The sequence below is a fragment of the Streptomyces sp. NPDC005962 genome, from assembly GCF_040629205.1.
In the GTDB taxonomy this organism is placed as follows: domain Bacteria; phylum Actinomycetota; class Actinomycetes; order Streptomycetales; family Streptomycetaceae; genus Streptomyces.
In genome coordinates this window covers 37,298-62,090 of the sequence record NZ_JBEXVE010000031.1, presented here as the reverse complement: position 1 = coordinate 62,090, position 24,793 = coordinate 37,298, and the positions used below count along the sequence as shown (strand labels likewise).

Annotated in this window: 32 protein-coding genes and 1 tRNA gene; 7 read left to right on the top strand and 26 right to left on the bottom strand. The window is 70.5% G+C overall.

All coding sequences use genetic code 11. The features are described from left to right. Nucleotides 1-50 precede the first annotated feature (50 nt). Nucleotides 51-1,610, bottom strand: a complete 1,560-nt coding sequence (locus ABZ370_RS35895) for a N,N-dimethylformamidase beta subunit family domain-containing protein (RefSeq protein WP_358629919.1) — start codon at nucleotides 1,608-1,610, stop codon at nucleotides 51-53. Between the two features lie 99 nt (nucleotides 1,611-1,709). On the opposite strand from ABZ370_RS35895, the gene ABZ370_RS35890 reads away from it, so the two are divergent. Further along, the gene (locus ABZ370_RS35890) at nucleotides 1,710-1,982 is read left to right on the top strand and encodes a hypothetical protein (RefSeq protein WP_358629918.1); all 273 of its coding nucleotides are present in this window, start codon (nucleotides 1,710-1,712) and stop codon (nucleotides 1,980-1,982) included. Between the two features lie 22 nt (nucleotides 1,983-2,004). On the opposite strand, the gene ABZ370_RS35885 is transcribed toward ABZ370_RS35890, so the two are convergent. From ABZ370_RS35885 to ABZ370_RS35875, 3 genes are read right to left on the bottom strand one after another with little or no spacing between them, the layout of a single operon-like run. Continuing rightward, nucleotides 2,005-2,811: a HEAT repeat domain-containing protein gene (locus ABZ370_RS35885; RefSeq protein ID WP_358629915.1), complete on the bottom strand. Its 807-nt coding sequence runs from the start codon at nucleotides 2,809-2,811 to the stop codon at nucleotides 2,005-2,007. A gap of 9 nt (nucleotides 2,812-2,820) precedes the next feature. Next, entirely contained in the window at nucleotides 2,821-4,308 is a 1,488-nt protein-coding gene (locus ABZ370_RS35880; RefSeq protein ID WP_358629913.1) for an MFS transporter, read from the bottom strand. Further along, a complete protein-coding gene (locus tag ABZ370_RS35875; RefSeq protein ID WP_358629910.1) occupies nucleotides 4,305-4,877 on the bottom strand; it encodes a TetR/AcrR family transcriptional regulator in 573 nt (190 codons plus the stop codon). The genes ABZ370_RS35880 and ABZ370_RS35875 overlap by 4 nt, the downstream gene beginning before the upstream one ends. Nucleotides 4,878-4,970: 93 nt before the next feature. Here ABZ370_RS35875 and ABZ370_RS35870 point away from each other — a divergent pair, with 93 nt between their 5' ends. The 3 genes from ABZ370_RS35870 to ABZ370_RS35860 all read left to right on the top strand — a co-directional run bounded on the left by ABZ370_RS35870 (nucleotide 4,971) and on the right by ABZ370_RS35860 (nucleotide 6,823). Further along, nucleotides 4,971-5,732 carry a Clp protease N-terminal domain-containing protein gene (locus ABZ370_RS35870; RefSeq protein WP_358629907.1) on the top strand — a complete coding sequence of 254 codons (762 nt, stop codon included), beginning with the start codon at nucleotides 4,971-4,973 and terminating at the stop codon, nucleotides 5,730-5,732. Nucleotides 5,733-5,833: 101 nt separating this feature from the next. Beyond that, nucleotides 5,834-6,067: a hypothetical protein gene (locus ABZ370_RS35865; RefSeq protein ID WP_358629905.1), complete on the top strand. Its 234-nt coding sequence runs from the start codon at nucleotides 5,834-5,836 to the stop codon at nucleotides 6,065-6,067. A gap of 147 nt (nucleotides 6,068-6,214) precedes the next feature. Continuing rightward, entirely contained in the window at nucleotides 6,215-6,823 is a 609-nt protein-coding gene (locus ABZ370_RS35860; protein WP_358629902.1) for a histidine phosphatase family protein, read from the top strand. Here ABZ370_RS35860 and ABZ370_RS35855 read toward each other — a convergent pair. Then, nucleotides 6,816-8,063, bottom strand: coding sequence for an MFS transporter (locus ABZ370_RS35855; protein WP_358629899.1), 1,248 nt, complete (start codon nucleotides 8,061-8,063; stop codon nucleotides 6,816-6,818). The two genes, ABZ370_RS35860 and ABZ370_RS35855, sit on opposite strands and share 8 nt — an antisense overlap. A gap of 123 nt (nucleotides 8,064-8,186) precedes the next feature. Between ABZ370_RS35855 and ABZ370_RS35850 the strand changes: the two genes are divergently transcribed. Next, nucleotides 8,187-9,116: a LysR family transcriptional regulator gene (locus ABZ370_RS35850; RefSeq protein ID WP_358629896.1), complete on the top strand. Its 930-nt coding sequence runs from the start codon at nucleotides 8,187-8,189 to the stop codon at nucleotides 9,114-9,116. A gap of 27 nt (nucleotides 9,117-9,143) precedes the next feature. On the opposite strand, the gene ABZ370_RS35845 is transcribed toward ABZ370_RS35850, so the two are convergent. Both ABZ370_RS35845 and ABZ370_RS35840 read right to left on the bottom strand, forming a co-directional pair. Beyond that, complete coding sequence (locus ABZ370_RS35845) at nucleotides 9,144-10,259, bottom strand: methyltransferase domain-containing protein (protein ID WP_358629893.1); 1,116 nt, start codon at nucleotides 10,257-10,259, stop codon at nucleotides 9,144-9,146. A 285-nt stretch (nucleotides 10,260-10,544) separates the two neighbouring features. Beyond that, entirely contained in the window at nucleotides 10,545-11,105 is a 561-nt protein-coding gene (locus ABZ370_RS35840; RefSeq protein ID WP_358629890.1) for a TetR/AcrR family transcriptional regulator, read from the bottom strand. Nucleotides 11,106-11,195: 90 nt separating this feature from the next. Here ABZ370_RS35840 and ABZ370_RS35835 point away from each other — a divergent pair, with 90 nt between their 5' ends. Further along, the gene (locus ABZ370_RS35835) at nucleotides 11,196-11,882 is read left to right on the top strand and encodes an SDR family oxidoreductase (RefSeq protein WP_358629888.1); all 687 of its coding nucleotides are present in this window, start codon (nucleotides 11,196-11,198) and stop codon (nucleotides 11,880-11,882) included. A gap of 150 nt (nucleotides 11,883-12,032) precedes the next feature. Here the strand turns inward: ABZ370_RS35835 and ABZ370_RS35830 are convergent, their stop codons facing one another. The 9 genes from ABZ370_RS35830 to ABZ370_RS35790 form a co-directional block, all read right to left on the bottom strand. Next, nucleotides 12,033-13,214 (bottom strand): methyltransferase domain-containing protein, encoded by a 1,182-nt coding sequence (locus ABZ370_RS35830; RefSeq protein ID WP_358629885.1) that lies wholly within the window; start codon nucleotides 13,212-13,214, stop codon nucleotides 12,033-12,035. Next, on the bottom strand, nucleotides 13,211-14,182 hold the full coding sequence (gene tgmB, locus ABZ370_RS35825) for an ATP-grasp ribosomal peptide maturase (protein ID WP_358629883.1): 972 nt from the start codon (nucleotides 14,180-14,182) through the stop codon (nucleotides 13,211-13,213). The genes ABZ370_RS35830 and tgmB overlap by 4 nt, the downstream gene beginning before the upstream one ends. After that, nucleotides 14,182-14,481, bottom strand: coding sequence for a putative ATP-grasp-modified RiPP (tgmA, locus tag ABZ370_RS35820; protein ID WP_358629881.1), 300 nt, complete (start codon nucleotides 14,479-14,481; stop codon nucleotides 14,182-14,184). The genes tgmB and tgmA overlap by 1 nt, the downstream gene beginning before the upstream one ends. Nucleotides 14,482-14,504: 23 nt before the next feature. Further along, the gene (locus tag ABZ370_RS35815) at nucleotides 14,505-14,918 is read right to left on the bottom strand and encodes an ATP-binding protein (RefSeq protein WP_358630043.1); all 414 of its coding nucleotides are present in this window, start codon (nucleotides 14,916-14,918) and stop codon (nucleotides 14,505-14,507) included. Nucleotides 14,919-15,074: 156 nt separating this feature from the next. Continuing rightward, entirely contained in the window at nucleotides 15,075-15,923 is an 849-nt protein-coding gene (locus ABZ370_RS35810; RefSeq protein WP_358629878.1) for a helix-turn-helix transcriptional regulator, read from the bottom strand. A gap of 9 nt (nucleotides 15,924-15,932) precedes the next feature. Next, on the bottom strand, nucleotides 15,933-16,457 hold the full coding sequence (locus tag ABZ370_RS35805; protein ID WP_358629875.1) for a DUF6879 family protein: 525 nt from the start codon (nucleotides 16,455-16,457) through the stop codon (nucleotides 15,933-15,935). Next, nucleotides 16,429-16,671 (bottom strand): hypothetical protein, encoded by a 243-nt coding sequence (locus tag ABZ370_RS35800; protein ID WP_358629872.1) that lies wholly within the window; start codon nucleotides 16,669-16,671, stop codon nucleotides 16,429-16,431. Before ABZ370_RS35800 ends, ABZ370_RS35805 begins: the two co-directional genes overlap by 29 nt. Before the next feature lie 125 nt (nucleotides 16,672-16,796). Continuing rightward, nucleotides 16,797-17,105, bottom strand: coding sequence for a hypothetical protein (locus ABZ370_RS35795; RefSeq protein WP_358629870.1), 309 nt, complete (start codon nucleotides 17,103-17,105; stop codon nucleotides 16,797-16,799). 62 nt (nucleotides 17,106-17,167) lie between these two features. Further along, on the bottom strand, nucleotides 17,168-17,584 hold the full coding sequence (locus ABZ370_RS35790) for a hypothetical protein (protein WP_358629867.1): 417 nt from the start codon (nucleotides 17,582-17,584) through the stop codon (nucleotides 17,168-17,170). Nucleotides 17,585-17,831: 247 nt separating this feature from the next. Here ABZ370_RS35790 and ABZ370_RS35785 point away from each other — a divergent pair, with 247 nt between their 5' ends. After that, nucleotides 17,832-18,188: a hypothetical protein gene (locus ABZ370_RS35785; protein ID WP_358629864.1), complete on the top strand. Its 357-nt coding sequence runs from the start codon at nucleotides 17,832-17,834 to the stop codon at nucleotides 18,186-18,188. 12 nt (nucleotides 18,189-18,200) lie between these two features. Here the strand turns inward: ABZ370_RS35785 and ABZ370_RS35780 are convergent, their stop codons facing one another. From ABZ370_RS35780 to ABZ370_RS35735, 10 genes are all read right to left on the bottom strand, one after another. Continuing rightward, nucleotides 18,201-18,410: a helix-turn-helix domain-containing protein gene (locus ABZ370_RS35780; protein ID WP_358629861.1), complete on the bottom strand. Its 210-nt coding sequence runs from the start codon at nucleotides 18,408-18,410 to the stop codon at nucleotides 18,201-18,203. A gap of 134 nt (nucleotides 18,411-18,544) precedes the next feature. Beyond that, nucleotides 18,545-19,069: a hypothetical protein gene (locus ABZ370_RS35775; protein WP_358629858.1), complete on the bottom strand. Its 525-nt coding sequence runs from the start codon at nucleotides 19,067-19,069 to the stop codon at nucleotides 18,545-18,547. 7 nt (nucleotides 19,070-19,076) lie between these two features. Next, nucleotides 19,077-19,676, bottom strand: coding sequence for a hypothetical protein (locus ABZ370_RS35770; protein WP_358629856.1), 600 nt, complete (start codon nucleotides 19,674-19,676; stop codon nucleotides 19,077-19,079). Between the two features lie 5 nt (nucleotides 19,677-19,681). Then, a complete protein-coding gene (locus tag ABZ370_RS35765) occupies nucleotides 19,682-20,272 on the bottom strand; it encodes a hypothetical protein (RefSeq protein WP_358629853.1) in 591 nt (196 codons plus the stop codon). Between the two features lie 59 nt (nucleotides 20,273-20,331). After that, nucleotides 20,332-21,069 (bottom strand): hypothetical protein, encoded by a 738-nt coding sequence (locus tag ABZ370_RS35760; RefSeq protein ID WP_358629851.1) that lies wholly within the window; start codon nucleotides 21,067-21,069, stop codon nucleotides 20,332-20,334. Further along, nucleotides 21,066-21,602, bottom strand: a complete 537-nt coding sequence (locus tag ABZ370_RS35755) for a hypothetical protein (RefSeq protein ID WP_358629848.1) — start codon at nucleotides 21,600-21,602, stop codon at nucleotides 21,066-21,068. Before ABZ370_RS35755 ends, ABZ370_RS35760 begins: the two co-directional genes overlap by 4 nt. Nucleotides 21,603-21,866: 264 nt before the next feature. After that, nucleotides 21,867-22,121: a hypothetical protein gene (locus ABZ370_RS35750; protein WP_358629845.1), complete on the bottom strand. Its 255-nt coding sequence runs from the start codon at nucleotides 22,119-22,121 to the stop codon at nucleotides 21,867-21,869. Nucleotides 22,122-22,388: 267 nt separating this feature from the next. Further along, nucleotides 22,389-22,461: transfer RNA gene (locus tag ABZ370_RS35745), tRNA-His, on the bottom strand. Nucleotides 22,462-22,554: 93 nt separating this feature from the next. Continuing rightward, nucleotides 22,555-23,163 (bottom strand): oligoribonuclease, encoded by a 609-nt coding sequence (orn, locus tag ABZ370_RS35740; RefSeq protein ID WP_358629842.1) that lies wholly within the window; start codon nucleotides 23,161-23,163, stop codon nucleotides 22,555-22,557. A gap of 5 nt (nucleotides 23,164-23,168) precedes the next feature. Continuing rightward, nucleotides 23,169-24,497, bottom strand: coding sequence for a helix-turn-helix domain-containing protein (locus ABZ370_RS35735; RefSeq protein ID WP_358629839.1), 1,329 nt, complete (start codon nucleotides 24,495-24,497; stop codon nucleotides 23,169-23,171). Between the last annotated feature and the right edge of the window lie 296 nt (nucleotides 24,498-24,793).

Here is a 24,793-nt window from a genome sequence, read left to right as displayed (position 1 = left end):
ATCTTCGGACTTTTTCCGCCCATGCGGAAGATCCACGGCCCCGGCGATCGTCAGGCGGTGGCCGACGCGCCGTACACGCTCCGCACGTTGTCCTTCGGCCGCGGCTGCGTCTTCCCGCCCGGCCCCGCCGCGAAGGCGCGCAGCAGGTTCTCGGTGGTGCGGGTGACAAAGGCGCCGGTGCGGGCGTCCATGCCGTGGTTCCGGCCGTTCTCGCGGGTCCCCGCCATCAGCGCCTCCACCCAGCGCATCGTGCCGCTCGCGAACACCCCCGCCCCGCTCTCCACGGTGTAGTACGCGGAGTCGGAATGGCTGTGCCTGCCCCGGCAGACCAGCGGCGAGTGGGCGATGATCTCCAGCCGCCGCGGGGTGGGATCGCCCGGGGTGACCCGGTCGTACTCCACGCCCACCAGATGGTCGAAGGCGGTCCCGCGCTCCACCCCCGTCCCCGCGAACAGCCAGTGGCCGCCCTCCAGGACGACATAGGGCGCGTCCACCGGATAGCCCTCGTACATCAGGCCGATCAGCGACGACTCGGGGTCGGGGGCCGGGGGCAGCCGGAAGTCGGTGGTCGCCATGTCGCGGTGGCCGACCAGATACGGGTCGTCGCGGTAGGCGGTCTTGTAGCAGACCACCGTGCGCGCGGGCGTTCCGCCCGGGCCCGGAGCGAGCCTGATCCGGCGGAAGCAGGCGTTCGCGCCGAGGAAGGCCAGATTGGTCCCGGCGTCCCGCGCCCGCGTGACGTGCTCCCGCTGCTCCGGCGTCCAGTACTCGTCATGGCCGAGCGAGAGCGCGGCCGCCGCCCCGTCGAGCACGGAGGCGTCCAGGGCGACGTCCACCCCGGTGGTGTACGCGAGCGGAATCCCCAGCCGCTCGGCGAGCACCACCGCCGCCCGTTCGTACACCAGGAACTTCTCGGCCCCGTCGCCCGCGTACGGCCGGTCGAAGCTGACCGCCAGCGAACGCGTCCCGTACGCGCCGTCCTGCCCTTGGTAGAGGCTGAACCCTCCCCAGGTGTTGTACGCCTGCCACGTCGCGACCGCGTGCATCAGCAGGGTCCGGCCGCGCGCCTCGCGGGAGCGGACGACGATCGGCACGTACCGCTGGTGGCCGTGGTCCGCGTCCAGCCGCAGCAGATACGCGCCCTCGGGCCAGCCGGTGGTGGCCACGGTGAGGGACCGTTTCCAGTCGGCCCGTACGGTGCGGGTCGCCTGCAGGAACGCCGGGGCGCCCTGCCGTATCCCGGGGATGCGCCCCGACCGCCACACCCGCCGCGCCTGCGCCCCGCCGTACCAGCCCACCCGGTACGCGGAGACCCGGAAGCCGGGCGCGGTCGTCGAGACGTACAGCCCGAACTCCTCGCCCGGCAGCACGCTCACCCGGTCCGCGTATCCCTGGACGGCGGCGGCCGGTCCGGGCGTACGGACGCGCCAGTCCGGGCTGCCGGGCAGCGCCCGTTCGGCCGCCTCTCGCGCGCGGCGGGAGGCCCTGGCCCGGCGTGCCCGGGCCTTGCGCGTCGGCCGCTCCTGCCGGTCCGCGTCGCAGCCCGCCACCGTGGCTCCGGCGGCCCCGGCGGCCCCGGCGGCGGCTCCGAGGAAGTGCCTGCGGTCCACGGGCTCATCGTCCGGCGCCGCTCGCCGGCGGGCGAGCGGGAGTCGCCCGTCCGGGGCCTCCGGGGTGCGACGGCGGCTCCCGGGCCGCAGCGTGGAGCCATGACCGAGAGCGAGAGCCCGCGCGTCACCCGGCCGACGATGGTGGTGCTCGGCGTCCAGCAGGGCGAGACCCCGTACCGCCTGGTGGAGGTCGCGGGGGAGCTGGTCGGCAAGGCGCACTCGGTCCTGGACATCATCGAGATCGCCCGCCAGCTCGGCATGCACGACATCGACTTGGACGATCCGGACGTGGTCCGCTGGGTGGGCGGCGACAAGTTCACCTGGACCCCCTGGTGGCCCCGCCACCCACCCCACCACGAACCACGCGCCTGAGGCGGCTACTGCGGTGCGGCCTTCAGCCGTGCCCGTCGCCCCTGGTCTCCTCGATCATCCCGGCCACCTCCCGGACCTCCGGGTCCGGATCGGCCGCCAGCGCGGCGAGGAGCGCGTCGACTCCCGGCGTCGACCATCGCGCGACCGCCTCGGCCAGCGCCATGCGCACGTCCGCGTCGGGATGGGCGGCCAGCCCCGCCAGCCGCTCCACCGGGCCCCGTCGGCGCAGCCGGAACCAGCGCAGCGCCGCGCACAGCGCGCCGGGCTCACCGGCCGCCGCCCCGATCCGCTCCAGCAGCACCGGGACCGGGGGCGGCGGTCCGTCCAGGGGGTGCGGGCGGCGTTCGCGGAGCCGCCGTGACCCGTACTCCCCGCGCACCCGGCAGCCGTCACATGTGCACGGGGTGACGCCGTGCGCGCCGGGGAAGTAGCGCCATCCGGTCACCTGCCGAACCGCCCGGACGCGGTGCACCTCCTGCCGGGAGACGGCGCGCGGAAGGAACACCTCCCACCCCCGTGGGTCGGCCAGCGCGGCCACCCGCCGCACCGCGTCGCTCGCGGTCAGCTCGACCGGGGTGCCGTGGTACGGGCCCACCGAGACCCGCTCGTCGTCCGGCAGCCGCACATGCACCGCGACGAGGCCGCGCGGCCCCTCGCGCCGGGCGAGTTCGCGCAACCACTGGTGGGTGAGCGTGTACGACGGCAGCACCGGAAAGCAGAACACTCCCCGTCCGCCCCCGCCCCGGCCTCCCCGGCCGACCGCCTTGATCCCCGCCCGCCGGACGCGGGCCTCGTCCACGGCCGGAGTCAGATGCACGAACATGGCCATCCGCCGATGCTATGCGGCCCGGCCTTCCGCCGGGGATGCCGTCCGGCCTTCTGCCGATGACGGCGTCCGGCCTTCCGCCGGGGTCGCCGTCCGGCCTTTCGCCGGGGTCGCCGTCCGGCCGGGCAGCGCCACCGCGAGCAGCGCGCCCAGCGCCGCGACCGCCGCGAGGACCGCCAGGGCGGGCCCCATCGCGGCGGCGAAGGCCCCGCCGCCCGGCAGCCGCAGCAGCATCGTGGCGGCGGCCACCCCCAGCGTCGGCCCGATGTTCATGGCGGTCTGCTGGAGGCCGCCCGCCACCCCCGCGTGCTCCGGCGACGCGTGGCGCACGATGACGGCCGTCGCGGTGACCATCACCGTGCCGAAACCGGCCCCCATCGCGAAGAAGCAGCCGCCGGTCTCCGGGGCGGTCGCCGCCTCGTCGAGCCGGGAGAAGAGCGCGATGCCGACCGCGAGGAGGACCATCCCCGCCACCGCCGTACGCCGTGGCCCGTACCGGCGCGCCAGGACGGCCGCGACCGGCGCGCCCAGCACCATCGTCGCGGCCAGCGGCAGCACCCGCAGCCCGCTCTCCAGCGGGTCCAGCGCGAGGACGTCCTGTAGGAAGTACGTGCCGACGAAGAGCGCCCCGAACAGCGCCGCCGACGCCGCCACCAGCACGCCGAGCGCCGAGCCGACCGTCGCCGAGCGCAGCACGCCGGGCGGCACCAGAGGGCTCGGCGTACGGCGCCCATGCCAGACGAACGCGCCCCCGGCGGCCGCCATGGCGAGGAAGCCGAGCGCGGTGGCCGCCGTCCAGCCGGTCTCCGGTATCGCGGCGAGCGTGTGGACCAGGCACACCAGTGCCAGCGCCAGCAGGCAGGCGCCGGGCAGGTCGAGCGCCACGCCGGTGCGCGGCCCGTCCGCCGGGACGCGTACGACGAGCGCCAGCACGCCGACCACGGCCGCCGGGGCCACGCTCAGGAAGAACACCGACCGCCAGCCGAACTGCGCGGAGAGCGCCCCGCCCACGATCGGCCCGGCGGCGGCCGCGACCCCGATGGCGCTGGTGCGCAGCGCGATCGGCATCCCGAGCCGGTCGCGCGGATAGGCGGCGCGCAGCATGCCGAGGGTGGCCGGTTGCAGCAGCGCGCCGAACACGCCCTGCGCGACGCGCAGTCCGATCACCCAGCCGACGCCGGGCGCCACCCCGATGCCCGCCGACGCGGCGGCGAAGCCCAGCGTGCCGACCGCGAACACCCGTTGGTGTCCGTACCGGTCGCCGAGCCGCCCGGCGAACACCAGCAGACTGGCGACGGCGATGAGATAGCCGGTGCTGGTCCACTGGACCTGCGTGAACGAGGCGTGCAGATCGCGCTGCAGGGCGGGCTGGACGACGGTCAGCACGGTGCCGTCGAGGGCGACGATCACGGCGCCGGTGACGCTGCCGACGAGGATGAGCCGCTGCCCCTGCCCCCGCCGCTGCCGCAACTGTTGCCCCTGCCCCTGCCGCGTCTTCACGCCGTCCCCAGATGGGCGTCCATCGCCGCCCGCAGCAACGGCTCGACGTCCTCCGTGCCGGCGGCGAGCGGGAGGCTGCCCCACTCCCAGAGCTGCGCGATGCCGTGCAGATTGGCCCACAGGGCCCCGGCGACGACGCCCGCCTCCGCCTCGGGGCGTACCCGGCGGACCAGCCCCACCAGCACCTCGAACAACGGCAGACTGGTCTCCCGCAGCCCCAGTTCGTTGCTCTCCAGCAGGTCGTGACGGAACATCAGCTCGAACATGCCACGGTTGGTCCGCGTGAACTCCAGATAGACCCGCCCCAGCGCCATCAGCTGCTCCCGGGGGTCCATCCGTCCGTCCCCGATCGCCGCCCCCGCCTGCCCGGCCAGCTGGTCGAAGCCGCGCCGCGCGATGGCCGACAGCAGGGACAGATGGGTCGGGAAGTAGCGCCGGGGCGCCCCGTGCGAGACCCCCGCCCGCCGTGCGATCTCCCGCAGTGACAGGGCCGCCACGCCCTCCCGGTCCACCAACGCGACACCGACGTCGACCAGTCGGGCCCGCAGACCCGCGCTCTCTTCACTCATAGACAGTGTCTACCAGTCGTGAGTAGACACTGTCTACCATTTACTGTCAACTGCGGGTTGACACGCCCTGGACTGTCAACCCATAGTTGACACATGACGAACCCGGACTCGAACGCGCAGCCCACCGGCATGACCAACCCCGTACGCCTCGACGATCTGATCGAGGCCATCAAGAAGACCCACGCCGACGCCCTCGAACAGCTCACCGACGCGGTCATCGCCGCCGACCACCTCGGTGACGTGGCCGACCACCTCATCGGCCACTTCGTCGACCAGGCCCGCCGCTCCGGCGCGTCCTGGACCGACATCGGCAAGAGCATGGGGGTGACGCGGCAGGCGGCCCAGAAGCGCTTCGTCCCCAAGGGCTCCGCCGCCCAGGACCTCGACCCCAGCCAGGGCTTCGGCCGCTACACCCCGCGCGCGCGGAACGTCGTGGTCTCGTCCCAGAACGAGGCCCGTGCCGCGAACAACGACGAGATCCGCACCGAACACCTCGTCCTCGGCCTGCTGGCCGAGCCCGAGGGGCTGGCCGCCAAGGCGATCCTCGCCCAGGACATCCTCCTGGACGCCGTCCGCCAGGCCGCGACCGAAGCCCTCCCGCCCGCCGCCGACTCCATGCCCGCGCTGGTCCCCTTCGACGCGGGCGCCAAGAAGGTCCTCGAACTCACCTTCCGCGAGGCCCTGCGCCTGGGCCACAACTACATCGGCACCGAGCACATCCTGCTCGCCCTCCTGGAGCACGAGGACGGCTCGGGTCTGCTCACCGGTCTCGGCATCGACAAGCCCGCCAGCGAGGCGTCCCTCGCCCGGATGCTGGACCAGATCAAGGTGGACTTCCCCGAGCAGGAGGCGTAGCCCGCGAGCCCTGAGGCGCCGCCCGCCGAACGAGTCACGCGGGCGGCGTCGGGCGAGAGGTACGCACATACGCCCGAAGCGTCGGACTTATGATCCAACGCGTGGACATCCCCGACAGAATCATCGCCCTCCAGCAGGCCGCGGACGCCGAGCACGCCAAACTCGCCGGGCTCCCCGACGCCGACCACCAGATCCAGTGGAAGCACTGGTACGACGCCGCGGTCACCGTGCAGGCCGCCGTCACCGAACACGCCCGGGAAGCCGGGCTCAGCCGGGTCGAGCTGGAGTCCGCCGTGAAGAAGGCCGTACGACATCCGGCTCCGGCCGACGGCTGAGCCCCCGCAGCCGGGGGAGTGTGAGGTGCGCGACCCCGTCGCGTGTTCCCTCCCCGGACCGGCTGAGCGACGATGAGGACGGCGGCCCGGCCCCCGCGGCCGGGCGCCGCACCCCGCGCCCGCTCCCCGGAAGGACGCCCTCCGCTGATGCGTCTCCTGCTCGTCCGCCATGGCCAGACCCCCTCCAACGTCATCCACGCCCTGGACACCGACATGCCCGGCGCGGACCTCACGCCCCTCGGCCGCCGGCAGGCGGAGGGCCTGGTGGAACGTCTCGCGGACGAACGGATCGACGCCCTGTACGCCTCCCCGCTCCGCCGCGCCCAGCAGACCGCGGCCCCCCTCGCCCGCGACCGCGGCCTGGAGGTCGTGGCCCGCGAGGGCATACGCGAACTGCGCGCCGGTGATCTGGAGATGCGCGACGACAGCGAGTCCGTGCAGCTCTACCTCAAGACGGTGATGGCCTGGGCCGCCGGGCAGACCGACCTGCCGATGCCGGGAGGGCAGACCGGCGAGGAGGCCCTGACCCGCTACGACGAGGTGATCGAGGAGATCGCCGCCTCCGGAGCGGAGTACGCCACCGTCGTCAGCCACGGCGCGGCCATCCGCACCTGGGCCGCCGCCCGCGCCCTCAACGTCGACGCCGCGTACGCCGCCCGCCGCCCCTTGGAGAACACCCAGACCGTCACCCTGACCGGCGACCCGCGAAGCGGCTGGACCGTCACCCACTGGGGCACCGAACCGCTCGTCAGCTGAGGCTCGCGGCCTGCTCCCGCGCGCCCTCCCGGGGCGCCCGCTCGCGGCGCGGGAGCAGCAGCGGGGTGGCCAGCAGGAGGGCTCCGGCGGCGGCGATCGCCGTGCGGGGGCCGGTGAGGGCGGCGAGCAGGCCCCACAGGGCGGTCAGGGCCGCGATGACGAAACTGCTGCTCACCGCCCACGCGGACAGCGTGCGGGCGATCCGGTCGGGGTCGGTGTGGTCGAGCCGGTAGGTGGCCAGCACCGGGTTGAACACACCGATGCAGGTCACCAGCCCGAGCTGAAGCACGATGATGAGCACGATCCCGGGAACGCCGGGCTGGACGAACGCCAGCCCGAGGGGCCAGCACGCGCGCAGCACACCCGAGCCGAGCATCACCCTGTGCTGCCCGAACCGCGCCACGAGCGGCTGCGCCAGGCGCGCCCCGATGAGGCCGCCGACGCACGGGAGCGCGAAGGCGAGACCGTACTCCCAGGGCGTGAACCCGAGGCGGCCCAGCAGGAGCACGGCGAGCAGCGGCTCGGTCGCCATGATCAGTCCGTTGACCACGAGTGTGTTGACGAACAGCGGGCGCAGCGCGGGGTGGACGAGGATATGCCGCCACCCTTCGAGCAGATCCCCCACTCTCAGCCGCGGCGCGTCCTTCCGCGCGGGGCGCGGTTCCGTACCGCCGATGGCGCGGATGCCGAGCGCCGAGAGCAGGTAGCTGAGCGCGTCGGCCACCACGGTCGTGACGGGGCCGAACATCCCGATCGCGGCCCCGCCCAGCGGCGGCCCGACCACCGTCGCGGTCCATGTCGTGGACTCGAACCGGCCGTTCGCGACGAGCAGGTCCTCCGGCTCCACGAGCGCCTTCAGATACGCGCCGCTCGCCGCCCTGAAGGCGATGCCCGCCGCGGCCACGACGACGGAGACGACGAGGAGCTGTACGAAGCCGAGCAGGCCCAGCGCGAACGCGACGGGGACGCTCAGCATCGCCGCGAACCGCACCAGGTCCATCGCGACCATGACCGGCCGCTTCCGGCGGAACTCCACCCATGGCCCGAGCGGCACCGCGACCACGGCCCCCACCACCCGCCCCGTGGCGGCCAGCGCCGCCACCTCGGTCGGCCCGGAGTGCAGCACGAGGATCGCGATCAGGGGAAGCGCCCCGAACCCGAACCCCGTGCCGTACGCGCTGACCGCGTACGCCGCCCACAGCCACCCGAACCGCCGCCCCAGCGCCCGTCTGCCCGCCATGCCCCACGCCCCTCCCGACCGCCTCGCCGACCGTCGGCATCAAAGCGGGTGCCGGACGCCGGGAGCAAACAACCGACCGCCCGTCCCCGCACAACCGATCGTTGTGCCGATACGGTGACCGGCGTGGATCTCGACGCTGTGCGCACCTTCGTGGCCGCCGCGGACGCGGGGCGGTTCCAGGACGCCGCAGCTGAGCTGTCGATCACCCAGCAGGCCGTCTCCAAGCGCATCGCCACCCTGGAGAAGAACCTCGGCGTGCGGCTGTTCACCCGCACCGCGCGCGGCGCGACGCCCACCGTCGACGGACAGGCGTTCCTGCCCCACGCCCGCGACCTGCTGCGCGCCGAGGAGCGGGCGTTCGCCTCCGTACGGCCCGGCCGCCGCGCGCTGCGCGTCGACGTGATCGGCCGCCGCCTCGCCCCGGCCGGTGTGCTGAGCGACTTCCGCCGTGCGCACCCCGACGTCGAGCTGGACGTCGTCACCCTCTTCGACGCCGACGCGGCCATCGACGCCATCCGCTCCGGCACGGTCGACGCGTCCTTCCGCGCCATCACCACGCCCCGCCGCGAGCTCCCCGACGACATCGCGTCCGCCCGCGCCTTCGACGAGCCCGTCCAGCTCCTCACCGGCCCGGCCCACGACCTCGCCGCTGCCCGCGCCGTCACCCCCGCTGAACTCGTCGGCCACCGGATCTGGATGCCCGGCCTCGTCCCCGGCACCGAGTGGGCCGCCTATTACGACGACCTCGCCGCCGCGTTCGGCCTCACCGTCGAGATCACCGGCCCCGACTTCGGCACCGAGCCCCTGCTCGACACACTCGCCGCCTCCCGCTCACTGGCCACCTTCGTCGGCCAACGCACCCGCCTCTTCTGGCCCGCCGCCCACGACCTGCGCCGCATCCCCGTACACGCCCCGGCCCCGGTCTACCCGCACTCCCTGCTCTGGCACCGCGACAACTCCCACCCCACCCTCACCGCCCTCCGCACCCACCTCACCCCCGAACACCCCGCCCACCCCGACACCCCCGCCACCTGGACACCGGCCTGGGCCTGAGAGGCCGCCGGGCCGTCACGTCGCGCTCTATGTGACCGGCCAGCGCGGACCCGTCCCGGCGTCCCGGCACCATGCGTACTGCTGATCGGACGTCACCGTCAGACCGAAGTCGTACAGCTCGGGCCGCCCTTCGGTCAGCCACCAGCCCCACCCCCGCTCCACCTCGTCCGCCAGCCGCCGGGGCCCGCCCTGGTGGGCGATGGTCGTGCCGTCGCCGACCGCGGCGAGCATCGCCCAGGACGTCGCGCCATCGTGGAGCCAGGCGTTCAGCCCGTCCTCGTCCTCGGCCGTCGTGATCCGCAGGTCCGGTACGGAGACACGCAGGGCGAACCGCAGGTGCCAGTCGTCGCGAAGCGGCGTCAGATCCCACGGGAACGGCCGCTCGTGCGCATGCGGAGCGGCCTCGCGGACCTGCTCGAAGCGCCGACCGAGGTCCGTACCACGGGCGAGCATGAACGTGGCCAGCCCCTGCACCCATCCGCTCGCCGACCGGCCATCGTCGGCGACCGTCAGCGCGACGTGCCCCATCCGGCCCCAGGGGACGACGATCCGGCCGCCCGGCCGGGTCTGCCCGACCCACGCCCACGGGACGCGGTCGACCGCGTACGTGGCGATCACGCGGTCGTAGGGCGCGCCCGCCGACCACCCCGCGACACCATCGGCAACCCGCACGTCCACGCCCGCCCCAGCCCGTTCGAGCCGCCCGGTCGCGGCCGCCGCCAGCCCGGAATCCACCTCGACGCTGACCACGGAGCCCGCCCGCCGGGCCAGCAACGCCGCGTTCCAGCCGGTACCGGTACCCAGCTCCAGCACCCGGTGACCGGGCTCCAGGAGCAGGGAGTCGAGCATGTCGACCACGATGCCCTGCGCGGACAGACTGGACGACGGCACGCCCCCGCTGAGCTCGGTGACCGCTGCCAGGTCCGGAGAGCCGTACACCTCGGCCACCCACTCCTCGAAGGCGGTATCGCGGTCGACGGGTACGTACGCCCGCCCGCTCCACCGCCACAGCCGGTCCGGCGCGAAGGCGTGCCGCGGTACGGCCGCGACCGCGGCACGCACCCACGGCGACCGTCCGGGCCACGCGCCACGCCGCTCCATGACGGCATCCAGCGCGGCACACAGCCCCTCTGCGCCGGTCACATCTCGTGCTTCCCCACGGGTTCGTCCCCTCACATGTCAGGCGTGAGCGTCCATGGTGATCCCGGACCGGGACGCGCGGCAGGGCGCACGGGCGCACCGGATGACCGACGCCGGGGTGCGCGCGCCCGGTGGATGTACGTCCGGCCCCCGCGTACGTCCGAGACGACCGCGTACGGGCCGGTGTCCTCATCAACGCCGAGGCGGATGAACTCCTCGGAGGGCCGGGTGATGACGACCCGAATCGACTCCAGCGGAACTGCCGCCGAGCTGAACCGCTGCCCTTGATCAGCTGGTCGCCGTCAAAGACGCGCGCGCGGCGGTGAGGATCTGCTCGGAGAGCGGGGAGCCCTTGGTGGCGCGGGCCAGGACGAGGGCGCCGAGCATGGTGCACAGCCGGGTGAGGCCGTCCTCGTCCTCGGTGGCGAGCCACTCGGCGAAGTCACCCACGCCCTCGGCGTAGACGCGGCGGGCCTCGCGATCCTCGGGTTCGCGCGCCATGTCGGCGGCGAGCGCGGCGGCGGGGCAGCCGTCCGCCGCGCTGTCGCGGTGCTCGGTCGAGAGGTAGGTGTCGATCAGCGCCTGCTGGGCGGCCTCGCGCTGCCCGGCGTACTGTTCGAGTCCGTCGTCGCGTTGCCGGGTGAGCCCCTCGAAGGCATGGGCGGTGGCTTCGCCGATGAGCGCCTCTTTGGAGGCGAACTGCTTGTAGAAGCCGCCGTGGGTCAGACCGGCCGCCTTCATGAGGTCGGCGACGCTGATGTGGGTGCCCTGCTCCCGGAACAGCCGGGAGGCGGTGTCCACGACCCGCCTGCGATTCTCCTCCGCCTGAGCCTGCGATACGCGGCCCATCAGCCACCTCCCGATTGGATGTCGATTGACATCCATTCTAGGGCGTGCTTTAGATTATGGGCATAATCTAAAGCGATGCGAGGAGCAGCCATGGAACTGAAGGACGCGGTCGCGGTCGTCACCGGCGCCAACCGGGGGTTCGGGCGGCATCTGGCCGCCCAGCTGGTGGAGCGCGGAGCCAAGGTGTACGGGGCGGCCCGGCGCCCCGAGACGGTGGACCTGCCGGGCGTCACCCCGCTGCGGCTGGACGTGACGGACGAGGAGTCGATCCGGGCCGCGGCCCGCACCGCGTCCGACGCGACGCTGCTGGTGAACAACGCGGGCATCTCCACCCCCACGCCGCTGATCGCGGGCGGCCCGGACGCGGTGCGCCGGGAGATGGAGACGAACTTCTACGGTCCGCTCGCCGTGACGCGGGCCTTCGCCCCCGTCATCGAGGGCAACGGCGGCGGCGCCGTGCTCAACGTCCTGTCCGTCCTGTCCTGGCTGCATCCCGCAGGCCTCGGGTCCTACGCCGCGACCAAGGCTGCGGCCTGGGCGCTGACCGACGCGGCCCGGGAGGAGCTGGCGCCCCGCGGCATCGCCGTCTCGGCGCTGCACGTCGGCTACATGGACACCGACATGGCCGCGGGCGTTCCCGCCGACCAGAAGGCCGACCCCGCCGAGGTCGCCGCACAGGCCCTGTACGGCATCGAGACGGGCTCGCCCGAGATCCTCGCCGACGAGGTCACCCGGCACGTCCGGCAGAGCCTGGCCGCCTCACCGAACGCCGCCTGAGTGAGGGGCATCTGAATTCGTACGCCCGCTCGTCCGAGAGCTTGCTCAACCAGGGGAACGCGCTGCTCTCCACGGGCACTCCTCTTGCGCCTGACGAAGAGGGCCCCGGCCGCCAGGGGGACTGGACGGCCGGGGCGCTCAGTGAGGTCTTCAGGATCGGGCGGAAAGGTCCCAGTGCCGCCCGCCGGGAAGGTGCCAGATGTGCACGCTGCCGTCCGTCTCGCGGGCGTACCCGAACTGATCCTGTTCTGGACAGCCGGCCTCATTCCACCAATGCCACGCGGCCTCGACTTGCTGCCACAGCTCCAGGTCTCCGCCGTATGTCACGGTCCGGACGCTGTCCCCGGCGAGCGGAGTACGGGCCCATGAGCCGTCGGCCTGCTGGAGCTGGAGCGACATCACGCTGTCGTCGGCCGAGTGGTAGACGAGTACCACGTCGGGCAAGGAGAAGGCGAGCACCAGCCGGAAAGGATAGTGCCGACGGATCTCCTCGGCCGTCACCGTGCTCGGGCGGGTGCCCGTCTCAGCGGCGTACGAGATGCGCTCCCGCTGGGGATAGACGTGGGACTCGCTGCGGGCGGCCATGAACCGGCCGCCCGTCGCAGTAAACCCTCCAGTAGCCCGCCCCTCCTCGTCGACCGTGAGGCGGACGAGACCCCCTTCGATACCGAGGGCGACGTCCGAGAGGATGACCCCGCCGGGGAGAGTCTGCTCGATCCACTCTGCGGGGATGCGCGGCACCGAACAGGTGGCAATGATCCGGTCGAAGTGGTCACCCGTCGAGGAGCCGAGCCGGCCGTCCCCCACGGTGAGCTCGGGGAGGAACCCGATCCCGGCGAGTCGGCGCTGTGCGTCCCGGACGAGATCCGGATCGATGTCCACCGAGTGGACCAGATGTTCACCCAGACGAGCGCAGAGGAGCGCGGCGTTATAGCCCGTACCCGTACCCACTTCCAGGACGCGTTGCCCGTCCCGGACGTCCAGGTCTTCCAGCATTCCGGCCATGAGGCTCGGCAGGGTGCTCGATGACGTGGGGATGCCCGTCCAGGCGTTCTCGTCGACCCGCGCGGCGGTATCCGGATCGAGGGCGGTCACGAGGGTCTGATCGCGGTAGATCAGCGGGAGCTGATCCTCGTGAATGATGTGGTGCATCCGCCAAACGGCGATGCCCTTGGTGTTGGTCTCCTGCTCGTACCAGCGAGGCACGAAGACGTGCCGGGGCACGGCGGCGAATGCGTGGGCCCACTCCTCCGAGCGGATCGCCCCGGCTTCCCTCAGCTCGTCAACCAGCGCGGTCACATGCCGGTGTGCGATGTCGGCGGTCTCGGTCACGCTGCTACTCCTTGCAGCTCGTCGGCGATGGCCTCCACGATCGGGAGATCGGTGGCGGCTGCGATCCAGTCCCACTGCCCGCAGGGGTTCACCTCCAGGAACGTCCAGGTCCCGTCCGGCGACACGACGAAGTCCAATGCGCCGTATTGCAGGTTGAGCTTCGCCAGGAGTCGACGGACCCCTTCGGCGATGCCCGGCGGGCAGACCGTCGTGGCGTAGGTCAGCGAACCGTAATCGCTGCGCCAGTCCTCGTGGGCGGCCTCGCTCCCGGCGTGGACCTCGGCGGCGAACATGCGGTGGCCCACGGCGGTGAGCCGCACCTCGTGTGCCTTGTCGACCCACGCCTGGAAGAGGTGGGTGGTGGTGTCGATGCCGCTCAGGTCGGCGAGGTCCTCCTCACCGAGGCGGCGGGAGTACGCCGCCTTCAACTGGTCGCCCTCGATGAACACAGGGCTGGCGATGGGCTTGGACACGATCGGCCCGGACATCTCCGCCGCGAACGCGCGGACTGTGTCGGCCCGGTTGGTGATCAAAGTCGGCGGGACGTTGAGCCCGCACTCGCGAGCTGTGACGAGCTGTACGGGCTTGTACTCGGCTCGCGCCATGGCCGCGGGGTGACTGACCCACCGGCAGTGATCCATGGCCGTGAGGATGCCTCCGAGCCCGGCGCGGGCCTGAGCGGCGGCGAACCGTCGCTCAGGCCCGGACATCCCGTCAGGGAACGAGAAGGCCCCAGGCGCTCGGAAGTACACGGACCCCACGTCGGCCAGGTCCAGTGCCCGCGTGCTCGTGAACAGGCCGCCGGTCCATGCCTGGCCCTGATCGATCCGGGCGGCTAACTCCAGCCGCTGAGGGAAGTCCGCGGTGTCCATCCGGAACACTTCGGCACCGCGTTCGGTGAGCGTCTTGACGACCTTGTCGGTGGGCCAGTCGTCACGTGCGGCGATGATGAGGACGGGCCGCGACATCAGTCCTTGGCCCCCTCGTCCAGCGGGGGCGGGTTCGTGCTGCTGCCGTCCGGGACGGTCGCGTTGTGGGTATTGGCCATGCAGGTGACCAGGACACCGTCCAGGGCCAGGGACATCTGAAGGGTCTCGTCGTAGACGGTCGCCGGTACGACGGTGGCCTTCTGGGAGTCCGGCACGCGGACGTACCGCAGAATCCAGGGCCGGGTGGTCGGTCCGGTCGGCGCCTCCGAGCTGTGCGGGACACGCCCGCCCTCGGGCGCGATCGGGAATGCTTCTCGGGGATGTGCAGCGGTCGTCATGCTGTCCTCTCTCCTGCGAATGATCAATCGCACTTCAGCTCGCCCCAGACCTGCTTGCCCCAGCGGTAGAGGTCGGTGCCCCAGCGCACCGTGACGGCATCCACGAGGACGAGGCCACGGCCACGGACCTGGTCGCCGTTGGAGTCGGTGCGCATCATCGGGAGGGCCTTGGAGCGGTCGACCACACCCAAGCGGACCCAGTTCTCCGTAGGGCGGTTGACGACCACGCGGATCGACTGGAGACGGCCGTGGTCGACAGCATTGGAGACCAGCTCGGTGATGACCAGCGTGGCGTCTTCGATCAGTTCGTCCAGGCCCCAGGCGGTCAGCGCCGTACGCACGAGCTTGCGGGCGACGGCGGCGCTCTCCGGCTCTCGGGGGAGGGTCTGGGAGTACCCGGGATGCCCCGTGGGGCGTGGTGTGGTGGTCACTGTTATCTGGACCTCGCCCGCCATCGAACGATCAGGGTGCCGCTGACTGCACATCACGGACCGGTCAGATAAGCCCAGATGACCTGCCAGCAAGCGGTGTGATGAGACCGTAGAAAAGGCTCCGAAGATGCCTCAATGAGTTTCTATGGTTTTCTACGACATCTACCTGAGATGGGTGATGGCCTCGGTGATCAGCTCACGTGCCGCGCTGCCGTATACGGCCATTTCCGCCATCGTCTTGCTGGCCCGGATGTACTGTTCGACCTCGCTGGGGGCCGTGATCTTCACAGCTGCCGAGAGCAACTCCACATGAACCCGGGCGTCATCGAAGACATTGAAGGTCTCCAGGGGCCAGTTCGGGCGCGGAGCTGAGAAGGGGATCACGCCGAGGCTGACCGAGGGCAAGGACATCAGAGTCAGCAAGTAGCCGAGCTGTCCCGCCATCGTCACCGTGTCGCCGATCTGGTACCGCAGTACCGATTCCTCCACGAGCACCGAGAAGCGGTTGCCGTTGGTGAACAGCACTTTGGAGCGCTTCATGCGGGCGTCCACGGCCTCGGCCACGTCGTTCGGGGTGTTGTGGAACCGCGAGATCGACTCCAGGAGCGCGGCGGCGTAGGCGGGCGTCTGGAAGAGCCCGGGGATCACGGTGGAGCAGTACACGCGGAACAGACGGGTGCGCTCGTACAGCTCGACTCGGGACTCCTGGAGGTGCCGCAGCCCAGTCTTCTGGAGCCGTCGCCACTCCATGTACATCGAGTCGGCAGACTGGGCGGAGGCCACGAGATCATCGGCGGGGGCATCGGCCCCACAGGCCGCACACCACACCCGGATGTCGGCTATCGCCGGAGGAGTACGGGCGTGCTCGATGCGCGAGATCTTCGAGGGGTACCAGTCGAGCCGCCGCGCAAGCTCTGTTGCTGTCAGTCCCGCTTCGGTACGGATCTCCCGGAGACGGGTTGCGAGCTGGCGTCGGGCAGCTTGCACGGCGGTTGTAGGTGACGTGGTCATTCCCTGCGCTCAGATGGTGTAGCGGTCATGCGGAAGTGCCCGGCTCCAGATGCTCTCGAAAGCCTCGGAGACGTTCTTGATCACGTCCAAGTTGTCACTGAGGGTATGTCCGACGAAGACCCCCTCACCGGAGAACAGCCCGAAGCGGATCAGGTTGCTGTCGAAGAGCCACAGGTCGTTGCCGGGGAGCAGGAGATCCGAGGCCAGGCGGCGCGGGAGCCACCGGACCTCCTCGCCCGCCAGGATGTTCTGGAACGTGCAGGAGTGCTCGTAGCGGATGTACTCCGAGAGCGGCTCAGAGACGACCCGGGCCCGACGCACCGAGACCCCGTGCTCGACCGCCGCGGCAATGGATGTGTGGAAGTCGTTCCACCACTCGTTCCGGTTATCCGGGGTGTGCCGGTGACCGGCTCGCCAAGCCGCGAAGTCGTCGTCCTCGTTGGAGACGCCGTACACGTCATGGGTTTCCAGATGAACCGCACTGTGGCGGCAGCGGGCGAGCAGCTCAGTGAACGGCGGGACCGTCTGCGACATCACATGCCTCCCTGATCGCGGCCACCATGCGTGCGGGCAGCCGAACGACCGCTTCGGTGTCCGGGATGCGTCCGGTCTCCAGGCACTCCTTCTCCGTCTCGCTGTCTGCCCTCCAGCCCTGGATGACGAGGTCCTGGGTCTTCTCGTCCACCCAGACGGTCGGGCAGTTGTCACCGTTCGTGTTCGGGTCTTTCGCGATGAACCGTAGCGTCATGGCTCTCCCCATTCCTTTTGCTTCTACGAACTTCTACGACAGTCACCCACCAGGATCGCTCGGTCAAGAGCGCCAGGATGCACAAAAGGGCCCCTCGACCGGAGCCGGAGGGGACTGGGAAAGAGTCAGTCACTCCCGGACCAGGCAGGGCCTTCGGGTGAGTGTCCTTCGTCTTCCAGTGCGGTCCGCGCGGCCTTCGCGAAGGCGTCTAGGCGACCTTCCAGCCGGTGCTTCTGGTTGAAGGGGTGGCCCCGGAAGCGGCCGTGCATGAGTTCGTTCCGGAAGTCCCTCACCTCGTTGGCGAACTCGCCTGCCGAGCGCACGACTGCCTCCGGTCCTGCGATGGCCACAGTGGAGCGGCGCTTGCGGATGCTGCTTTGGAGGGTCTCGAACTGCTCCATGAACTCGCGCTCTTGGCCATAGAGCGCATCCACCAGCTCTTGGCCAGCCGCGATGAACTCGGCGTACGCCTGGGAGCGAGGGCCGCGCCTCTCTGTCAGGCTCTCGAATCGCCGCTGGCGAGCTTCACGGCCCTGTTGAGCGCTTGGACCGCTACCGACGTCAGGTCCTTGGTTTCCCGGGCGGGCGGCTGCTGGAGCCACTCCGCGACGGGTTCCCCGGTGTGGGTCCAGCCCGTCATGAGGTACCGGCTCTGGGCCCGGTCGATAGCCCGCTCCGCGAGATCCAAGAGCTGCTCATGAATCCGCTGACGCCTGTCCTTCAGATCGATCTGACGGGCGTCAGTGGCGGCCCTGACGGCCTCCCTGTCGAAGGCCAGGCCGAAGCGCTGCGCGTGGTTCGTGATGGTGCCGACGGACCAGTCCATCTGACGGGCGATCTCGTTTCGGCTGACGCCGTCAGCGTGGAGCTGACGGAGCTGCTCCTCGTCCTTGGCGGAGAAGGTCCGGGCCACGGCCAGCTCACCCCCTCGCGTGCGTGTGGCGACGGGTGACCGGTCAGGGGATGGCGGGCGTCATGGGCGGCTTATTGAGTCGGATCACAGTTGTGACACTTGCGCAGTTCGCGTCAGTGTCTGGTGGGTAGCCTTGCCGTCCGACTCTTCGCGCACGTTGTCGTTGCCGGTCGGGGCTCAGAGGGGGCTTGCTATGGGTAATACGCGGTATGTCCGACCGGGGGACTATGAGCGCGACCCTGAGTACTTGGCCATCCTGGCGAAGCTTGAGCGGCCATGGTGGAAGCGGCCGACGGTCATGGCGGGAGGCGTGGTCGCTGTGGCCGTCGCCTCGTTCTTCCTGGGCGGTGCGGTTCTGGGCTCTGACAGCAGCTCGGACGCCCCTTCCCAGGACTCCGGGGTGCAGGATCAGGTGGACGGCCAGTCGCAAAACAACCAGCAGAACAACCAACCTGCCGGGATATCCGCCGCGCAGAAGAGTCAGATCCTGAGCAAGTACTGCAATCGACAGGCTGGCGGCCCGTACAACGTGTCGGAGGCTGCGTACCTGGACTGCTTGCAGAGCTACGAGGTGACGGACCAGGGGCAGGTCCTGCCGAAGTAGCCAGCGCCGGGGTCAGGCAGCCGTCGCCAGTCCGCGCTTGGCCTTGGCCCGGGTGGCCTTCTCGGCCTGGGCGACGGCGAGATGGCGGAAGAGCTTCTTGCCTCGGTGATCTAGGCCCTCGACTTTCAGGTGACCACGGCGCACCCACGAATAGACCGTCACCGTGCTGACGTCCGTCAGCTCGGCGGCCTCGCGGGCCGTCAGCCAGATCTCGTCCTCCACTGAAGCCCTCCCGAGCACGCGAAAGGCCCCGGAACCTCCAGTGGAGTCGGGGCCTGCATGAGGACGTATTTGTCCCGCTGATCGCGATTATGCGGTGCACTAGTACAAAGTGCAAGCACCTGCTCTGACGGGCGTCATGACGGACGCCGCTCGCCCCCGAGGTGAGCCTCCACCATGTCCAGTTGATTAAGAAAGAACCGCGAGGGAGTCGGGAGAGGATCTTCCCGAAGGAAGGCAGAGAGCACCGCGAGGGCCTCCCTGCACAAGGCGTCTATCCACAGGTTGGATTCTCGGTGCGTCTGGCCGAGCGATTCGTAGTAGCCGATGAGTCTCACGATCTCGAAGACCTGCTCGCGCATCTCATCACCGTCGGGCACGACGTAGAGGGCGGCGTCGAAAGTCACGGTCCAATCGACGAACGCATCCGTCCAGGCGTCCTCGCCTTCCGGGGTATCGGTCCGGTTCGCCGTGGCCTGGCGGAGGCGTATGAGCATGTCCAGCGCTGATTGACCGGTAGCGAGTCGCCGCCCCTCCCTCCGCTCTTCCTTGGAGATCTTGGCCTGGTGGCGCTGCTGGAGCCATCCGCCCAAGAGGGCGCCCGCCGCACCGACCGAGGCCCCGATTAGGCCGATCCACCCCGCTGATACCTCTGCTTCCACGGGTAGATCACGACTCCTCGCGGAGAAGATGGGCGACCTGACGCCGCCATTGCTCCGCGGCCTCTTCTGCTCGCCGCTGTGCGTCAGCGACGTGATCAGGCACTGGCGGAGACTCTTCTTCTCCACGTCGATGTGAGAGAAGGACCTCGGTCATGTCAGCGACCATGGAGCGGACCAATCGCACGTAGTGAAAGTGTCGTGGGGCAGGTGAGGCCGACCGGTAGGAGCGGGATAGTTCAAGCGAGATCATGACCCGGTTGTAGACGGAGCGGTTCGGGATGCGGGATATGGCCAACTGAACCTTTCGAAGGTGGCTGCTGGCCACCTCCTCCCAGTCCAGAGTTTCGTCCCGACGAGCCGTCGGTTCCACGTCAGAGGAACGCAAGTACTCGTCCAGTTCGATCAGTTCCTGGAGCGCAGCATCGGTGGCCGCAGCGTCCAGTTCGCTGAGCTGGGCTTTTCGCGTCTGCTCGGCCTGGAACTCCAGGGTCTCCCGGTTCTGCTTGGCCTGCTCGCGTTGTCCAACCTTGGTGGCCCAGATGGTTACAGAGGCCCCGACCAAGGCGCCCCCGAGACCGAACAGCCCCGCCAACGTCTCTGCCTGCACTGCTGCTAGACCTCCGGGGACTCGCCTGCTCTGACGCGTGCAACGATCCGAGCGGTTTCCTCTATGTACATCCGTAGGTGGCGGCCGGGTTTGGGAAGCGGGTCCCCTCGCATGAAGGCGGACAATGCCGCGATGGCGTCGCGTGTTCCGCCAAGACATCTATGGACGTGCGTGATGTGCTCTTGGTCCGTCATCTGCCGTGCTTCTTCCCGCCCGATCGTCAGGGTATCGATGATCAGGTCGGCGGCCTCCCCGATCCGGGCCTGAACCTCTCTGGCGTTGGGCATCAGCATGACCGCCAGTTCGGCTTCGTCGATGAAGGCTCTCGTCTTGACCCGCCAGGGTTGCCGTTCCTCCGGCACAGGTCTCGTCTTACAGTCCTGCAAGTACCTGCGGAGGGCGTACAGCTCGGACAGGGCCTTCTCCCCTGCGGCTCTTCCGCGCTCCTCCAGGAGGTCGGCTCGGGCTGCCTCCTGCTGCTCCCGCGTCACCTTCGCCTGATGTCGCTGCTGGAGCCACCCGCCCAGGAGCGCTCCTCCCGCGCCCACCACGGCGCCCCCGAAACCGAACAGCCCCGCCAACGTCTCTGCTTCCACAGCGGTCATCCTGCCGGGAGGCCGAGTAGCGGCGGGGCTGATCAGGTCGATTCGATAGGTCAGTGGCCGCAACGGGGCTTGGTCCACCAGCCGCAGTCCGCGCAGTACTCCATCAGTCCTCCTCCGGCTGGACGACCTTGACGTGCGTCCTGTTGGGCTGCTGCGGGTCCGGGGTGAAGGTGGCGCTGACCCCTCCCCCGAAGTCGCGGGTGTAGGGCGTAGCGGGTGTAGCTGTAGCCGGGTTGACCTGGCGCTCTACACCTTCGAGAGGGGCTCCCACGGGGCCGGGGGGAGGGGCTGCCGGGGATGTCCTGGCGGTGGACCCCCACGGCGACCCCCACGCCCGGCACACGGACGGAATGGCGTGAGGAGATGCCCGCGGCCTTCAGGAGCGCCTTCACGCCGGGGACGGACCAGGACCTCTCCGGGGTCTCCCGGGTGAGCTGTTCGGCGACGGTGGAGAGGCGCACGCCCTTGCGGTCTCCCGCCAGCTCCCAGGGCAGCTCGGCGAGGTCCTCGGGGTGGAGAGCCGGCTCGTCCTGCTTGGCCTCCTTGGGCGGCTGGACGGCCCGCGCCGCGATGCACCAGACGACGAGGAAGCCCCACATGACGGCCGTGGTGGCCATCAGGAGGCTCCAGGCCACCCACACGGGGAGCGCGAGGAAGAACAGGCGGATCACGAAGTCCGAGAGCTTCTCGCCCGCCTTGAGCCACGCCACGACTCCCCGGCCCATCCCCAGGCACAGGGCCGAGCTGCCCTTGGCGAGGCGCTCCACGGCGTTGCGGAACCTGGTCACAGGACCACGCCCGTGATCTTGCCGCCGACCGTGTTCGTGACGGACACGAGGGTGACCGAGGCCATCCCGGAGAACCCGGCGCTCAGGCCGAGCATGATCCCCGCGATGACGCCCGAGGCGATCTTCCCCTTGAGGAGCTTGGCGCCGCTCTTCCACATGGCGGCAAGGATCACGAAGTAGATCACCAGGAGGGCGCATCCCCTGGGGCTCAGGGCCTTCAGTCCGGACCGCGTCACCTCGGGCGTCTCGGTGCCCGTGACGGCCGTCAGCGACCAGTTGCCGAGCATGCTGCCGCTGTTGAGGACGAAGCCCGCCGCTGTTCCGATCAGACCTCCGGCGGCGGTGATGGCGATCATGCCGAGCGCCATCGAGGTAGCGAAGGGGATCAGGAGCTTTGGGTCTCTGCCGCCTCCCGTTCCCGGGGCTCCCTTGCCGCCTCCGGTCCGCCACCACTTCGTGAGGTGCCAGGCGACGATGCCAAGTCCGATGGTGACGCCGCCCAGGCTGACGGTCGCCGTGGTGACGCCGTTCATGCGGGGCTCCCGGTCATGATGCGGACGAGTTCGGAGAAGACCGGGAGCGGTGACGATCGAGGCGAGGAAGCACTTGGTGTTCCGGCCGAGTTGGAGCCAGCTCCAGTCCCAGCGTGGTTCCTGGGGCTGCTCCTGGACGAGGGTGACGTGGATCGTGGGTTCGGGAGGGGTAGGGGTATGGGTCCTGGCGACCTTCGGGCATGGAGGCACGCGTGCTCCAGCCGTCGGCGAGCACAGCGCACCGAAGCAGGTGTGAGGGCTCGCTCAGGCGGCGAGAGCGGAGGGCGGCGTCTTCAGGTGGGGCTCGGTGGCCTCCGCCCTCTTCCTGGCCTCCCGGGCCGTGCCGTCAGACGACGGCAGTTCGGCCTTCTCCAAGGCGTCAGTCATGTGCTTCGTGGCGGGGCGACGCTGGCCCAGGGAGTCGTACAAGCCCCGGACGATCAGGTCGATCTGCTCCCGCTGGGTCAGCGGCTTCGGGGTCTTCTCCGGTTCCTTGACGGGCTCTGACTCCTCCGTCACCTCGGGCTCGCCTTCGAACCTGGACGGCCTCCTCGGCCTCAGTGATGTTCGGCGCGGCGATAGTCGCCCCGGTGCTGATGACGGGGGCGCTGATGGGCATCGGGGGAGCCGTCACGACCCGCTGACGTGACAGGAGGCTTCCGGATGCTCGCCATGGGTGGAAGGTAGAGCCCTTCTCAAGATCCCGGGTGGCCACCGGTGTGGCTACGGGAGAGAACGAAAGAGGCCGCTGACCTGCTTTCGCAGGTCAGCGGCCTCTTCAGCGAGGGTGAGTAACGGGACTTGAACCCGCGACATCCTGGACCACAACCAGGTGCTCTACCATCTGAGCTATACCCACCATGACCGCTGCGTTCCGCACCGGCCGAGAAAAACTATACAGGGTCGGCGGGGGTGCTCGCTCCCGGCTTTGTTCTGTGCCGGGAGCGAGTCGCTACGACTGCCGGGCGGGCAGGACGTGGCGGGCCGCGATGGTCTTCGCCGTGTCCGAGTCCGGGCCGGGCTGGGGGACGAAGACGGCCTCGCGGTAGTAGCGCAGTTCGGCGATCGACTCGTGGATGTCGGCGAGTGCGCGGTGGTTGCCGTTCTTCTTCGGGCTGTTGAAGTAGGCCCGCGGATACCAGCGGCGGGCCAGCTCCTTGACCGACGAGACGTCGACGATCCGGTAGTGGAGGTACGCCTCGAGCGTCGGCATGTCCCGCAGGAGGAAGCCGCGGTCGGTGGAGACCGAGTTTCCGCACAGCGGGGCCTTGCCGGCGTCCGGGACCTGCTCGCGGATGTACGCCAGGACCTGGGCCTCGGCATCGGCCAGGGTGGTCCCGTCGTCCAGCTCCGCGAGCAGCCCGGAGGCCGTGTGCATCGACCGCACCACCTCGGGCATGGTGGTCAGCGCCTCGGCGGGTGGCCGGACAACGATGTCCACTCCGTCGCCCAAAATGTTCAGCTCGGAGTCCGTGACCAGCGCGGCCACCTCGATGAGCGCGTCGTCCGACAGCGAGAGCCCGGTCATCTCGCAGTCGATCCACACCATGCGATCGTTCATACGTCTCACCCTACGGGGCGTTCCCGCTGGCCGGGCAGGGTCGGACGACCCGGGGCGCGGCCCGTGGCCTGCTCGGGCAGGCGCGGGGCGTACGCATCGGATTCCGGCTTGCCCGGCTCCGTCCCGCCCGGTGGATGCGACGAGTGCGGAGAGTGGTGGTGATGTCCCGCATGGGTGACGGGCGCGCCCGGCCGGCGCAGCGGCATGGCGTGCTCACCGGGCCGCTGCTCCAGTGCCTCGCCGCGGTCGCCGCCGCCGAGCCGTTCGGCCCGCTCCAGCCGGTCCAGCCGGTCCGGACCGCGGTCCGGGGCGCCGCCCTGGGGCCTGCGGGCCCGGTAGGCGGCCCGGTAGGCGGCCGGGGAGGACCCCAGCTGCCGCCGGAAGTGCCCGCGCAGCGCGACCGGGGACCGGAAGCCGCAGCGCCCGGCGACCTCGTCGACCGAGTAGTCGGAGGTCTCCAGAAGCCGCTGGGCCTGGAGCACCCGCTGGGTGATCAACCACTGGAGTGGAGCGCTCCCAGTAAGCGACCGGAATCGGCGGTCGAAGGTGCGGCGGCTCATATAGGCGCGGGCCGCCAGGGCCTCGACGTCGAACTGCTCGTGCAGATGCTCGAGCGCCCACGCCACGACCTCGGCGAGCGGGTCCGCCCCGATCTCCTCTGGTAACGACCTGTCCAGGTAGCGCTCCTGGCCTCCACTGCGGCGCGGCGGCACGACGAGCCGGCGGGCCAGGGCCCCCGCGGCGTCCGCGCCGTGGTCGGTGCGCACGATGTGCAGGCACAGGTCGATCCCGGCGGCGGTGCCCGCCGAGGTCAGTACGTCGCCGTCGTCCACGAACAGCTCGCGCGGATCGACGTGGACGGATGGGTAGCGCTTGGCGAGCGTCGGCGCGTACATCCAGTGCGTGGTCGCCGGGCGGCCGTCGAGCAGCCCCGCGGCGGCCAGTACGAAGGCCCCGGTGCACAGGCCCACGATGCGCGCGCCCTCCTCGTGCGCGCGGCGCAGCGCGTCGAGCGCGGCGGCCGGTGGCGGCTGGGTGATCGACCGCCAGGCCGGTACGACGACGGTGCCGGCCCGGGAGAGTGCCTCCAGGCCGTATGGCGCGGTCAGTTCCAGTCCGCCGGTCGTTCGCAGTGGCACATCTTCGCCCGCGCACACCAGCAATCGGTACCGAGGGACTCCGGCGTCCTGCCGGTCGATACCGAAGACGGAGAGCGGGATGGAGCTTTCGAAGATCGGTCCGCCACTGAACAGCAGCACCGCGACGATTTCTCGTCGGCGGCGTCCGGAGAGCTTGCGCGAGGTCTCCGGTACGGTCGTGGAGTCCTGGCTCATGGCTCTAAGCCCCCCTCGGTGGTCGCGTCCTCTCGGTCCTGCACGTTTCCCCTCGGTCCTGAACGGTTCCCCCGCCGGTCATGGCCAAGATCGAATCTACTGTGTCGCGTGTGGTCGCCGTGACCAGTTCACCACCCGCCACTATGTCGACATGACAACTTGGCGCGAAGCATTCGATCACGAAGCGTTGCACTCGTAGCCCTCGCTGTGAAGTGGGCCTCCTGCTGACGCCCACTTCCCGTAGGGGGTACGGGTGGCTCGTACCCCTTTCCACGCTGGCCGGAAGGGGGTTGAGC